At 68.9% G+C, this 12,662-nt stretch carries 14 protein-coding genes (1 of these 14 only partly in view); 3 read left to right on the forward strand and 11 right to left on the reverse strand.

Going from position 1 to position 12,662, the window contains the following annotated elements; all coding sequences use genetic code 11:
- Positions 1-131: 131 nt before the first annotated feature.
- Positions 132-719, forward strand: a complete 588-nt coding sequence (locus H565_RS0103695; RefSeq protein WP_027459853.1) for a hypothetical protein — start codon at positions 132-134, stop codon at positions 717-719.
- 162 nt (positions 720-881) lie between these two features.
- Here H565_RS0103695 and H565_RS0103700 read toward each other — a convergent pair whose 3' ends face one another.
- Together H565_RS0103700 and H565_RS0103705 are read right to left on the reverse strand one after the other, a co-directional pair.
- Positions 882-1,817: an L-lactate dehydrogenase gene (locus H565_RS0103700; protein WP_027459854.1), complete on the reverse strand. Its 936-nt coding sequence runs from the start codon at positions 1,815-1,817 to the stop codon at positions 882-884.
- Positions 1,814-2,293 carry a universal stress protein gene (locus H565_RS0103705; RefSeq protein WP_027459855.1) on the reverse strand — a complete coding sequence of 160 codons (480 nt, stop codon included), beginning with the start codon at positions 2,291-2,293 and terminating at the stop codon, positions 1,814-1,816. The genes H565_RS0103700 and H565_RS0103705 overlap by 4 nt, the downstream gene beginning before the upstream one ends.
- A gap of 89 nt (positions 2,294-2,382) precedes the next feature.
- Here H565_RS0103705 and H565_RS0103710 point away from each other — a divergent pair, with 89 nt between their 5' ends.
- The gene (locus tag H565_RS0103710) at positions 2,383-3,834 is read left to right on the forward strand and encodes an MBL fold metallo-hydrolase (RefSeq protein WP_027459856.1); all 1,452 of its coding nucleotides are present in this window, start codon (positions 2,383-2,385) and stop codon (positions 3,832-3,834) included.
- Position 3,835: 1 nt separating this feature from the next.
- Here H565_RS0103710 and H565_RS0103715 read toward each other — a convergent pair whose 3' ends face one another.
- Positions 3,836-4,438 (reverse strand): 3'-5' exonuclease, encoded by a 603-nt coding sequence (locus tag H565_RS0103715; protein WP_051363395.1) that lies wholly within the window; start codon positions 4,436-4,438, stop codon positions 3,836-3,838.
- A gap of 51 nt (positions 4,439-4,489) precedes the next feature.
- Here H565_RS0103715 and H565_RS0103720 point away from each other — a divergent pair, with 51 nt between their 5' ends.
- A complete protein-coding gene (locus H565_RS0103720; RefSeq protein ID WP_027459858.1) occupies positions 4,490-4,984 on the forward strand; it encodes a thioredoxin-like domain-containing protein in 495 nt (164 codons plus the stop codon).
- Between the two features lie 10 nt (positions 4,985-4,994).
- Here the strand turns inward: H565_RS0103720 and H565_RS0103725 are convergent, their stop codons facing one another.
- From H565_RS0103725 to H565_RS14240, 8 genes are all read right to left on the reverse strand, one after another.
- Positions 4,995-5,852, reverse strand: coding sequence for a sulfurtransferase (locus tag H565_RS0103725; protein WP_027459859.1), 858 nt, complete (start codon positions 5,850-5,852; stop codon positions 4,995-4,997).
- A 216-nt stretch (positions 5,853-6,068) separates the two neighbouring features.
- Complete coding sequence (rny, locus tag H565_RS0103735) at positions 6,069-7,757, reverse strand: ribonuclease Y (RefSeq protein ID WP_027459860.1); 1,689 nt, start codon at positions 7,755-7,757, stop codon at positions 6,069-6,071.
- Between the two features lie 157 nt (positions 7,758-7,914).
- Complete coding sequence (locus H565_RS0103740; RefSeq protein ID WP_027459861.1) at positions 7,915-9,471, reverse strand: AMP-binding protein; 1,557 nt, start codon at positions 9,469-9,471, stop codon at positions 7,915-7,917.
- Positions 9,472-9,625: 154 nt separating this feature from the next.
- Entirely contained in the window at positions 9,626-10,066 is a 441-nt protein-coding gene (gene rplI, locus H565_RS14230) for a 50S ribosomal protein L9 (protein WP_034406314.1), read from the reverse strand.
- A gap of 12 nt (positions 10,067-10,078) precedes the next feature.
- The gene (gene rpsR / locus H565_RS14235; protein ID WP_034406311.1) at positions 10,079-10,354 is read right to left on the reverse strand and encodes a 30S ribosomal protein S18; all 276 of its coding nucleotides are present in this window, start codon (positions 10,352-10,354) and stop codon (positions 10,079-10,081) included.
- Positions 10,355-10,492: 138 nt separating this feature from the next.
- A complete protein-coding gene (locus H565_RS0103750; RefSeq protein ID WP_027459862.1) occupies positions 10,493-11,380 on the reverse strand; it encodes a single-stranded DNA-binding protein in 888 nt (295 codons plus the stop codon).
- Positions 11,381-11,498: 118 nt separating this feature from the next.
- On the reverse strand, positions 11,499-11,807 hold the full coding sequence (rpsF, locus tag H565_RS0103755; RefSeq protein ID WP_027459863.1) for a 30S ribosomal protein S6: 309 nt from the start codon (positions 11,805-11,807) through the stop codon (positions 11,499-11,501).
- 148 nt (positions 11,808-11,955) lie between these two features.
- On the reverse strand, positions 11,956-12,662 hold the 3' portion of the coding sequence (locus H565_RS14240) for a serine/threonine-protein kinase (RefSeq protein ID WP_034408258.1). Its footprint extends 265 nt past the window's final position; 707 of the gene's 972 nt are visible here — the last part of the coding sequence; its start codon lies off the right edge, out of view — the gene reads right to left on this strand; the stop codon is at positions 11,956-11,958.

A 12,662-nucleotide genomic window follows, 5' to 3' on the forward strand; every position in this document is an offset into this window, starting at 1 on the left:
CCCCGGTGACCGGGCAGGAGGGGTTGCGTTTTTTCTCATCAGGGATGCTAGGCTACGCGGGAAGCAACTGTAGAGTAGGTTGTGTTTCGGCCCTTCGATTTTCGTAGGACCGCATCCCTGGGGGTATATCTATGAAGAACCTTGGACGTCTGAGCTTGCTGACCGCCACGATGCTGCTGGGGCTGGGCACCGCCTTTGCCCAAACGCAGACCCCGCCCGCCACTCCTCCTGCCACCGAGCAAACGCCCGCGCCCGTCCTGTCCCAGGAAGCGACCCTGACGATTGGCGACGCGACCATCACGATTCCCGGCCTGCAGGACGCCACCTTGGTCAAGACCTTCTCGACGGTCTTGGGCGGCGGCGTCATCTACCGCGGCTCGGTGCTCGGCTCCATCGACCAAATCGCGCAGGCCTTGACGGCGGCGGGGTTCGCGGCGGCGGACGGCACGGGTGAAGCCGCGACCGACATGGCGGCCGAGGATGCCGACGACAGCGCTGAGGGCGAAAGCGCCGACACGGCGGCCGAGGGGGAAGGGGCAGCCAGCAGCGACATGGCCATGGGGATGGCCACGACCCTCACGGGTCTGCCCGGCCTGCCTGAGGGCGAGGTGCGCCTCTTTACCCGTGGTGGCCAGACTTACGAGCTGCGGGCCTATGAGCGCGGCGGCTTCACGGTGATTGTGCTTTCGCGCCTTGGACCGGCCAGCGCGAGCAACTGAGCGGAGTTCAGCCGTGGAGGGCGGACGCTTGTTGGCGTCCGCCCTTCCCGTTGGGGTTCGCGGTGTGGCGAGGGGCAACCGGGTTCATCTCGGTGGTTCGGGAACCCGAAGCGGCACCCGCTTGCCCGTGCTGACCCCCAGCGTCTGCCCAGCCCCCTCCCTTTAGCTGCTGGAAGATGGCCCCTCCCCCAGCACGGCTTGTCCGCTCTCACGCAGCACGCGGGCGCTGGCGGCCAGCCCCTCGCGTTCCTCTGGGGTCAGAACTGGAGTCAGGGTGGCTTCGACGCCCCGCGCCCCCACGATGCGCGGGAGGCTGAGGCTCACGCCGTATTCCGGGGTGGGGGCGCTGACGGTCAGGACGGCGCGGCGGTCATCCAAGATGGCCTCGGTGATGCGGGCGAGCGCCGCGCCAATACCGTAGTAGGTGGCCCGCTTCCCGCCGATGATGGCGGCGGCGGCGTCGCGGGTGCCGCGGTCTATCTCGGCCCGCACTTCTGGCGTCCAGGGCAGCTCCCGCGAACGCATGAAGTCCGCGACGGGGAGGCCCGCGACGGTCGCCGTGCTCCAGGCCAGCACCTCGCTGTCGCCGTGTTCGCCGAGCACGTAGCCGTGCACGTGGGTGGCGTCCACCCCCGCCCGCTGCGCGATGAGGTGGCGAAAGCGGGCCGAGTCCAGCACGGTGCCCGACCCCAACACGGGCTGCTGGGGCGCGAGTTGCCCGGCAAGGTCAGTCAGGATATCGACCGGGTTGGTGGCAATCAGCAGCACGGCGTCTGGGGCATGCTGGGCGACCTGCGGAATCACCTCGCGGAAGATGGCCGCGTTCCTTCCCAGGAGGTCGAGGCGGCTCTCTCCGGGCCGCTGGTTGGCCCCCGCCGCAATGACCACGACCCGGCACCCCGCCAGGGCCGCACTTCCCCCGCTGCTCACGCGGGTGCCGTGGCTGATGGGGGCGGCGTGGGCGATGTCCTGCGCCTCGGCTTGGGCGCGGGCTTCGTCCTTGTCCACGAGCACGAGGTCGCTACACGAGCCGCGCAGGGTGAGGGCATAGGCAGCCGTGGCCCCCACCAGCCCCGCGCCGACCACCCCGACTTTCATTTCGCTTCCCCGTTCAGGCGCACGGTGAGGACCGGCACCGGGCTGCGCGCGACCAGCTTTTCGGCGCTGCTGCCCAGGAAGAAATGCTCCAGCACCCCCTTGGAGTGGGTGCCCACCACAATCAGCTCGGCCCCCCAGCGTGCGGCGGCGTCGAGGATGCCGGTTACCGGGTCACCGACGAGCAGTTCGGTTTCCTCGTCTGGGGAGGCGAGGCGCTCCAAGCGGTTGCGGCTCTCGTGCTCCAGGGTGTGCAGCAAGCTGGGGTCGAGTGCCACTGGGGTCACTCCACCCATCAGGTCGGGCGCGGCGGTCACGCGGGCGTCGGTGACGTGCACCAGCCGCCGCAGCGCTCCCGCAAACCGTTGCCGGGCCACCGCAAGGGCGTGGTCTGCCGCAGCCGAGAAATCTGTGCCGATAAGCACTCGTGAAAAGGGCTGGCCTCCCGCTTCACCTTGCAACATCACAGGCTCGGTCATGCTTCGACGCTACACCTGGCCTTGCCGTCTCGCCCACTTTCTGAAGGTGGGGTGAAGGTGATGTGCTCGCCGGGGGCGCAGACTGCCCTATGCACCTGCGAAGCTTGGGCGCGGCCCTCACCGTCACTGGAAGCGCCCACCTGCTGGACGTACGTGGCGGCCCGCTGCTCGTCGACTGCGGGATGTTTCAGGGCAGCGAGGCCCTCGAAGCACGCAATCACGAGCCTTTCCCCTTTGACCCCGCTGACCTCCGCGCCGTGCTGCTCACGCACGCGCACCTCGACCACATCGGACGCTTGCCGCTGCTCGTGCGCCGGGGCTTTCGGGGGCCAGTGTACTGCACGCCCCCCACAGCGGCCCTGGCCGAGACGGTGCTGCTGGACTCGGCCCGCTTGCAGGTCGAGGGCTTTCGCCGGGAGCTGCGCCGTGCCCGCCGCACTGGGCGCGAGGACGAGGTGCCCGCGCCCCTTTATGACGAGGAGGACGTGCACCGGACCCTCGCCCTGCTGCGGCCCGCGTTCCAGTTTGGGGAAACGCTCAAGGTGGGGGGGCTGCGGGTCACGCCGGGCCGAGCGGGGCACATCCTGGGCAGCGCCTACCTGCTGCTTGAAGACGGGGAGGCGCGGGTGATTCTTTCGGGCGACCTCGGCAACCGCGAGAGCGGCTTGCAACTCGACTTCGCCCCGCCGCCCGAAGCGGACGCGGTCGTCCTGGAATCGACCTACGCGGACCACCGCCACCGCTCGCTGCCAGAGACTCTGGCCGAGCTGCGCGACACCCTGCGCCAGAGCATCCGCGCCGGGGGCAAAATCCTGATTCCGTCCTTTGCCATCGAGCGCACTCAGTTTCTGCTGGCCGAGCTGAAAAAGCTGATGGATACGGGCGAGGTGCCGCGCATTCCCGTCTTTCTAGACTCGCCGATGGCGTCGCGGGCCACCCACGCCTATTTCGAGTTTGGAGACGAGTTGGTCTCGCCCGTGCGCGAGGCCCTGCGCCGGGGCGAGGACCCCTTTCGGCCCTCCACCCTGCACACGGTCGTGTCTGCCGAAGAGTCCCGGCGACTCAACCGCTACGACGGCCCCGCCATCATCCTGGCGGGCAACGGCATGATGACCGGGGGGCGCATTCAGCACCACCTCAAGCACCACCTCTGGGAGCCGTCGACCAGCCTGATTATCGTGAGCTACCAGTCGCCGGACAGCCTGGGCGGACAGCTCATTGCTGGGGCCAAGACCGTGCGTGTCCTGGGCGAGGAGATTGCCGTTCGCGCCCAGATTCACACCATCGGGGGCTTCTCGGCCCACGCCGACCGGGATGACCTCCTCGCCTTTTTGGAGTCGGCGGGGCAGCCCCGCGTGTGGCTGGTTCACGGCGAGCTGGAGGTCATGGAAGCCTTTCTTCCCGTGCTGGAGGCGCGCGGCCTGAGTGCCAACCTGGTGCCCGACCGCGAGCGGGTCGACCTGCTGACCACCACCTTTCCGGGGGGGCGGCCGCCGGGGATGACGGGAGCAAGGGGACGGGAGCAGCGGCCCGAAGAGTGACTTACCCCCCTGGGGGGCGCACCAGCCGTAGGCAGGCCGCGTACACTTCGGCGGTCGCGCGGGCGTCTTCGAGGGCGTCGTGGGCCTGGTACTCGACGCCGAAGTAAGCCGCGAGGTCCTCCAGCGCCGTCCCCACCCGGCGCGGCAGCAGCCCGGCGTGAATCAGGAACTGCGCCGTCACCTTGGTGTCCACCTGCCCGCGCCGAAAGACTTGGCCCAGGTCGGGCAGCAGCGGGCGCAAGAAGCCCAGGTCAAAGGCGAAGTTGTGCCCGCCCAGCAGCACTCGCCCTTCCCCGGCGGCGTAAGCGCGGATGGCCTCGGCAACGGCCTCTGGGGGCTGGGCCTGGGCGTGATGGGCGGTGAGGTCGATGCCGTTGACCACCATCGCTTCTGCCTCCACGTCGTAGGCGTCGTGGCGCACCCGCAGGTGCAGGGGCCGGGTTACCTCGCCCGCCGGAGTCAGGGTGACCAGCCCGACCGTCAGCAGGGGGTGCCGTCCGGGGTCACGCCCACCCGTCTCGGTATCCACGAAGATGATGGGCTGGGTCAGCCCCGCGAGGGGCGGCGGCGAGTTCGGGGCAGGAGGGGGAGGGGGCGCGGCCATGCTCCAGCCTGCCACAGCGGGGATGAGGTGGGAGCTGCTACCCTGCGGGGGATGAAAAGCCTCTTCCCCCTCGCCCTGCCCCTCCTGCTCGTGGCCTGCTCTGGCGGCTCTCTGGAGGGCGTCCAGACCTTCGACTACCGGGGCGGCGACCACCGCAGCGGCTCGCTCGTTTACGCCGAGACACCCCCGGTGGGGGGTCCCCACAACGCCCTGTGGCAAAACTGCGGCGTCTATGACCAGCCCCTTTACAACGAGTACGCCGTTCATAGCCTCGAACACGGCGCGGTGTGGGTGACCTACCGCCCGGACCTCCCCGCGTCGGAGGTGACGGCCCTCAAGGAGCTGGTAGATGGGCGGTCCTACACCCTGCTCAGCCCCTACGAGGGCCTCTCCAGCCCCGTCGTCATGAGTGCGTGGAATGCCCAGCTTGCGGTGGACAGCGCCCGTGACGAACGGTTGAAGCTCTTCCTCGACAAATACGAGCAGGGCGCCACGGCCCCCGAACGCGGCGCGGCCTGCTCCGGGGGGTACGGGGGCACGCGCTGAGCGGGCGGGGTTAGCCCTCCTCCCCGGTCGCCACGGGCCGCTCCTCATCGCTGACCCAGTCGCTCCACGACCCCGCGTAGAGGCGGTTGTGCGGTCCCAGCGGCACGCCCGTCAGCTCCCGCGCGAGCAGGTTGGGCGTGGCGCTGACCCCGCTGCCGCAGTAGGTGACCGTCGGGGCGTTGCCCACGCCCAAGCGCTCCGCTTGCGCCGCCGCGTCCCGCCAGTGCCCGCGCTCGTCCAGCGCCCCGGCCCACTCGCGGTTCAGGGCACCGGGGATGTGCCCCGCCCGGCGGTCTAACGGCTCGACCTCGCCCCGGTAGCGGGCGGGGGCACGGGCATCGATGAGGAGGGTGCCCGCGTCCCGGTTCGCCACGTCCTGCGCGGTGGCGACCATCTCCCAGCGCACGTCCGGGGTGAAGGTGGTGGGCGGGTGCCCCGGCTCGGCGGTGCTCACCGCTCCCCCTGCCGCGAGGTAGGCGGGCCAGCCCCCGTCCAGCACGTAGACCTCGCGGTGCCCCAGCCAGCGCAGCAGCCACCAGGCGCGGGTGGCGTAAAAGCCCTGCCCGCCGCTGGGGTCGTCGTAGGCCACGACCACGCTTTCCTGGCCGATGCCTACACGCCCCAGCCACGTCGCGAGCACCTCCGGCTCCGGCAGCGGGTGCCGCCCCCCCGCCCCGTCTGGGCGCACCGGGCCGCTGAGGTTCTGCTCTAGGTCGGCATACACCGCGCCGGGCACGTGCCCCTCGCGGTAGGCAGCGCGTCCGGCCATGGGCGCAGTCAGGGTAAAGCGGCAGTCGAGGACGCGCAGGCGGGGGTCTTCCAGATGCTCGGCCAGCCATGAGGCCGTCGTCAGCGGAGAAGGGGTCATGGCCGCAGGCTACACTCCCGCACGCGGCAACAAAAAAGCCGCCACTTCGGGCGGTGATAAAAACAACATAGCGCGGTATGCGGTATGCGTCAAGGCCCGCACACCTGCCCCTGGGCGGGCACTCTCTTTCCAAAAAAGCGAATCCGCAGAAGACCCCTCTCCGCAGGGAAGAGGGGTCTCGCGCGGGGGGGGATGAGGGGGCGTGGCCCAGCGGCCCTAGCGTGCCACGCCCGTCGCCCGGCTTTCGCGAATCACGGTGACCTGCACCTGGCCGGGGTATTCCATGTCCTGCTCGACCCGTCCGGCGATCTCGCGGGCGAGGAGGGTGGCCCCCGCGTCGGTGACCTGCTCTGGCTGCACGATAACGCGCACCTCGCGGCCCGCCTGAATCGCGTAAGCCTGCTGCACGCCGGGAAAAGCGACGGCAATCTGCTCGAGCTGTTCGAGCCGCCGCACGTAGGCTTCGAGTTCCTCGCGGCGAGCACCGGGGCGGGCCGCGCTGATGGCGTCGGCGGCGGCCACGAGCACCGAGTACAGCGTCTCACCATTTTCGGGGTCGTGGTGGTGGGCAATCGCGTCGATGACTTCGGCGGGTTCCCCAAACCGCTTGGCGAGGTTGATGCCAATCTCGACGTGCGTGCCCTCAATCTCGCGGTCGATGCTCTTGCCCACGTCGTGCATCAGCCCGGCGCGGCGGGCCAGCGCGGCGTCCAGCCCCAGCTCGTCTGCCATGATGCCCGTGAGGTGCGCGACCTGCACCGAGTGCTTGAGGACGTTCTGGCCGTAGCTGGTGCGGAAGTACATCCGCCCCAGCAGTTGCACCAGCCCCGGTTTGAGGCCCACCACGCCCGCTTCGATGGCGGCTTCCTCGCCCTGAGCGTGCATAAAGGTCTTCATCTCATCTTGCGCCCGCGTGACCATCTCCTCGATGCGCGACGGGTGAATGCGCCCGTCCGCGACGAGGGCTTCGAGGACGTGCCGGGCGACCTCGCGGCGCACCGGGTTAAAGGAGCTGAGAATCACCGCTTCGGGCGTGTCGTCGATGATGAGGTCCACCCCGGTGAGCGCCTCGAACGCCCGGATGTTGCGGCCCTCGCGCCCGATGAGGCGGCCTTTCATCGCGTCGTTGGGAATGGGCACCACCGACACACTGAGCTGGGCACTCGTCTCGGAGGCGGAGCGCTGAATCGCCTGGGCGATGATGCTGCGGGCGGTGCGCTTGGCCTCGGCGCTGGCACGGGCTTCCATCGCCTTGACCCGGATGGCTTTTTCTTCTTCCAGCTCGGCGTCGAGCTGCGAGAGAATCTGCTCGCGGGCGGCTTCGGGCGAGAGGCCCGCAACCTCGTAAAGCTTCAGCTCTACCTGCCGGGCGCGGTCATGGAGGGCCTGTTCCTGCTCGCCGAGCGCCCGCATCTGGGCTTCAAGCCGCTCTTCCAGCGCGTCGAGGCGCTCGCCCCGCGCGTCGAGCTGCTCGGCACGGCGGTTGAGGCGCTCGATTTCGCGTTTGAGTTCGTCGCGCTCGCGGCGGGTTTCCTGGCGGTCGTGGCTCAGCGTCTCGCGCTCGCGGGCCGCCTCCTGAAGGGCGCGGGTGCGCTCGGCCTCAACCTGAGCGCGGAGGGCCTGAAGTTCTTCCCGTCCGGCTTCCAGGCTGGCCGCTGCCTGACGCTCACGCTCCTCGGCGTCCTGAAGGCGGCGGGCGGCCTCCAGCCGGGTCTGCTCGGCCTGGGCACGCAACTGACGGGCCTCGGCCTCGGCCCCGGTCAGAATCCGCTCGGCCTCGGCGCGGGCCTCGCGCTCTAGCCTATCGTCGTGCGCCCGCTGTTCCTGACGCCCCCGCGTGTGACCGGTAAAAAACCCCCCGATCACTCCCCCCAGGAGCGCCAGAATGACAACTGCAATGGTCATGGTGGCTCCTTTGCCGTGCTGATGTTGGTCAGAAGCGCTCGGCCATGGGCGGCCAGAACGCTCCGGAAGAGTGCAGCGTGAGGGGCCGCTCCCGCGCCCCCACCCCGGCAGTCTACCGCCCGGTCTTCTGTCCGGCTCTGGCCCCCAGGGGGACCGGTCAGTTCACCGCTCGGTCTTGCCCCGCCCACAGCTCCTGGCGCAGCAGGAACTTCTGAAACTTGCCGCTGGCCGTTTTGGGGAGGTCGTCGCGGAAGCGGTAGTGCTTGGGCACCTTGTACCCGGCGAGGTGCTCGCGGACGTGCGCGGTGAGTGCCTCCGGGGTGACGCTGGCCCCCGCGTGCAGGGCGATAAAGGCGCAGGGCACCTCGCCCCACTTGGGGTCAGGGTGGGCCACCACGACCGCCTCGCGCACGGCGGGATGCGCGTACAGCACTCCCTCGACCTCTACCGAGCTGATGTTCTCGCCGCCGGAGATGATGACATCCTTGTTGCGGTCCCGAATCTCGATGCGCCCATCGGGGTGCCGCACCGCCACGTCTCCGGTGTGAAACCAGCCGCCCTCCAGCGCTTTGGCGGTCGCCTCCGGGTTGTCGAGGTACCCGGCCATCACCAGGTTGCCGCGCACCAGAATCTCGCCCAGCGTCTCGCCGTCGGCGGGCACCGGGGTCAGCTCCGGCGTCATCACCTCGACCTCCCCGGCCAAGGGCATCTCAAAGCCCTGCTTGGCCGTCAGAGCGGCTCGGTCGGGCACGGGCAGCGCCCGCTGCGCCGCCGAGAGTTCGGCCACCGTGATGAGCGGGCTGGTTTCGGTCAGGCCGTAGACCTGCAAGACCTCAAATCCCAGGGCGCTCATGTCCGCGATGGTGCGGGCGTGGGGCGGGCTGCCCGCCGTCGCCACCCGCACCGGGTGGGGGGTAGGCCGGGCGGTCGCAGGGTCAGTGATTAAGCTCAGCACCGTGGGGGCCGCCGCGAGGTGCGTCACCCCGTAGGTGTGCACCGCGTCGTGAATGGCGTCCCCGCGCACCGCCGGCAGGGTCACGTGGGTGGCCCCCACCCCAAAGGGTGCCCACACTCCGCCCCAGCCGTTGGCATGAAAGTCGGGCAGGGTGTGCAGGTACACGCTGTCCGAGTCAAAGTGCAGCGCGTACAGCACCCCCATCGCGTTCAGCATGGAGTTGCGGTGGGTCAGCATGACGCCCTTGGGGCTGCTCGTCGTGCCGGAGGTGTAGTTGATGGTGATGGTGTCGTCCTCGTCCTCCAGCACGTAGGGCAGCGGCGAGGGGTCCTGCGCGGCCAGCCGCTCGCCAAAGTCGCCCCCCCGCCCCAGCGTCCACAGCGGAATGCCCAACTCGCGGCAGGTGGCCTCCACCTTGGGGGCCAGCGTCACGTCGGCCAGCACGAGTGATACCCCGGCGTGCCGCAGTTGAAAGGCGTATTCCTCCGGCACCAGCCGGGTATTGAGCGGCACGAGCACCCGGCCCGCCCACGGCACGCCCGCATAGGTCAGCAGGCCCTCGTGCGTGTTGGGCGAGAGCACAGCCACCCGCGCCCGCGGTGGCACGGCCTGCGCCACCGCCCGCGCCAGGCGGAAGATGCGCCCGCCCCACTCGTGGTAGGTAAAGGTGGGGCCGTCCGGCTCGGTCACCGCGACCTCCTGCGGGTACGTCTTCAGGCCGCGCCGAACGAGGTCCAGGGGGGTCAGGGGCGTCTTCATAGGGCACCTCCGGGGGAAACACACTGGGGTTGTGGGTGCCCTCACTGTAAGCCCGCCGGGCGGAGGCCGGGGCGTCACGCCCTGAGGAACGCTTTCGCTGCTCGGCCAGCAAAAAACCCCAGCCGAGGCTGGGGCTTTTGGAGTATCTCCGCGCTTACTTTTGCGCGTGCACCACGAGCTTCATCGGGATGCTGACTTCAGGATGGGCGCGGTAGACAATGTCGTACTCGCCGATTTCCTTGACGGTCTTAGGCATCTCGATGCGGCGACGGTCCACGTCGAAGCCGAGCTTGTCCAGGGCGTCGGCCACGTTGCTGTGGGTAACGGCCCCGTAAATCTTGCCTTCGCCCGCGCGGACGCTGAGTTCCACGGCCACCCCGGTGAGGCGGCTGGCGAGGTCCTCGGCCTGGGCCTTTTCCTTCTCCTGCTGCTTGCGGCGAGCGCGGAGCTGGGCTTCCAGGGTCTTCATGTTGGCGGCGCTGGCGGGGGTCGCCATGCCGCGCGGAATCAGGAAGTTGCGGGCATAGCCGGGCTTGACGTTCACGACGTCACCCGTCTTCCCCAGGCGGCCAGGTTCCAGAAGAATCACTTGCATGCCGGGCGCTCCTTACTTCCGAACCAGCTTCTCGGTGTAGGGCAGCAGCGCGAGCTGGCGGGCGATTTTAATCGTCTGCGAGATGCGGCGCTGGTGCTTGGCCGAGAGGCCGGTGCGGCGGCGGGGAAGAATCTTGCCGGTGTCACTGATAAACCGGCGGAGCATCTTGACGTCCTTGTAATCGGTGATTTCCAGCTCTCCGATGGAGAACGGGTCCACCTTGGGCTTGCGGGGCCGCTTGGGTCCCTTGCCGCGCGGCTTGCGCTCGGCGTTGCTGCTCTGGGTCATAGGGGTTCCTCTAAAACTGCGGTCTGGGACGCTGTGCAGTGGTCTAAGGGTCTAGGAGTCGAGCAGTCTAAGAAGGCCAGATTCCTGGTTTTCTAGATGCTTAGACCTTTCGACCCTGAGAGGCACGTGCCAGCATGCTCAGAACGGCAGGTCTTCTTCTTCCGGCGGGAAATCGTCGAGACCTTGATCAATATCTAAGCCCCCCGAACGGGTCCCCGTGGTCGTTCCCCGCGCCACACTGCTGGCCTGGGGACGCGCCGTGCTGCCCGCGGTCTGCGTGCGGGGCGCGGCGGGGGTGGCTGCGGGGGAGCCGGATGCGCCCGCGCCTCGGGAAAGGGCTTCGACTCGCGTCGCCTCTACTTTGGTGGAGTTGCGCTTGTTGCCTTCACGGTCGGTCCAAGCCTCGTTCACGAGCCGTCCCTGCACCAGGATGGGGTCACCCTTGCGCAGGTCCTTCATGCTCTCGGCGAGGTCGCGCCACAGCGTCACGTCAATCCAGTGGGTCTTTTCCTGCCGCTGCCCCTGACGGTCTTGCCAGCTCTCGTTCACGGCGAGGCCGAGACCGAGCACCGCGTCGCCGGCGGGGGTGTAGCGCAGTTCGGGGTCACGCGTCACGTTCCCGATGAGCACCACTTCGTTCATGCCGCCCGCCATGCGGACGCCTCCTCCGGCATCCTGCACGAGTTCGGGCGCGGAGCCGAGCTGCTCCATGCGCAGGGCCTTGACGCGCACCATGCTGCGCTTGCCGCCCTCCGGCGCTTCCCAAGACGAGTATTCCAGGCTGCCTTCCACCATCACGGCGTCGCCCGCCTTGAGATTGCGTTCGGCCTGCCACTCGGCGGGTTTGCCCAGAATGCTGACCCGGTGATACCAGGGGAGCTTACGCTCTTTGCCGTCGTTGCCGACGATGTGGTCTTCTCCGGCCACCGTCGCCTCAAACACGGCGGTGCCGCCCGGCGTGTAGCGAAGTTCGGGGTCGCGGGCAAGTGCACCGATGAGGTAGACGTGGTTCATGCCTCGGGCCATAACTGGGTCTCCTTATTTTGCTGGCGAAACTACTGGTACGAACTGGCTGGCTGGCGGATGTGGCCCTCGCGGGTTGACCGGAGCATAGCAACTCCGACCCGTTACGTCAATGACGTAATCAGGCCTTCTTGGTCTTCCACTCCGGGCGGTCCTTGACCACCAGGATGCGGCGCACGTTGTCGCGCAGCCGCAGGGGAGCGGCGATGGTCTGCTCAGGGTTGCCCCCGGCCCGGATGGTGTACATCAGGTAGTAGCCCTCGCGGTCCTTGTTCACGGGGTAGGCGAGTCGGCGGTTGCCGAGTTCATCGAGATGGGTAATCTCGGCCCCGTTGCCCCGCAGGGTGTTCTCGATGTAGTCCTTCTCGATTTGTACCTGCTCGGCGCTGAGGTTGGGGTTCAGGATGAGGTTCAGGTCGTACTGGTTCATGGTTCACCTCGCTTTCTGCCGCGCCGAGCAGGTCCCAGGGCACATGCCTGGGCCTCGCCGGGCGGCGCAACTCGGTACTGTAGCAGAGTGCTCGGCGGGGTTCTAGGGCAGGCTCCCAGCCCCCATTTTCCGGCCCACGGTTTCCCGCCTACTTGCGCCGCCGAAAGGGGTTCCAGCGGCGCCCCCCTGTTCCCTCCTGGGCGGAGGGGGAGGGTGCCGGGGCAGGCGGCGGAGTTGGCGCGTGCCGCCCGATGGGGCGCGGCGCAGGGGCTTCGGGCGCGGGGGAGGCAGCTTCTTCTTCAGCCTCTTCGCCTAGGGCAGTCCGCAGGGCACCCCGCAGGGTTTCTGCGGTGGGGCGGTCACCGGGCCGCTTGGCAAGCGACAGTTCGAGGAGACGGGCGACGGGCCGGGGCAGTGCCGGGCCGTGGGCCGCGAGGGGCGGTGCAAAGCGGTTGAGATGCGCGGCCATCAGGTCTTCGTAGGTGTCCCCCCCGAAAGGCCGGGTTCCGGTCAGCACCTCGTAGGCGAGGACGCCCAGGCTGTACACGTCGCTCGCCGGACTGCTGGCGTCGCCCCGGTAGATTTCGGGAGCCATGTAAAAGGGACTGCCGCTCGCCCGGCCCCCCTGCGCCGTGAAATAGGCGCTGCCCAGGTCGCCCAGGGCCGCTCGCTCGCCGTCGAGGTAGATGTTATGCGGCTTGACGTCCTGATGAACCACCCCCAGCCCATGCAGGTACGCGAGAGCAGAGGCGAGCTGCGCAAGAAGACGCAGGGCCAACGGCAGCGGCAGCGCAGCCCCCCCGCGCCCAGCGAGCGCGTCGGCCAGCGTGCCTTCGGGGTAGTAGCGCAGGGCGA

Origin of the sequence: Deinococcus murrayi DSM 11303, from assembly GCF_000482805.1 — a bacterium.
Taxonomy (GTDB): Bacteria; Deinococcota; Deinococci; order Deinococcales; family Deinococcaceae; genus Deinococcus; species Deinococcus murrayi.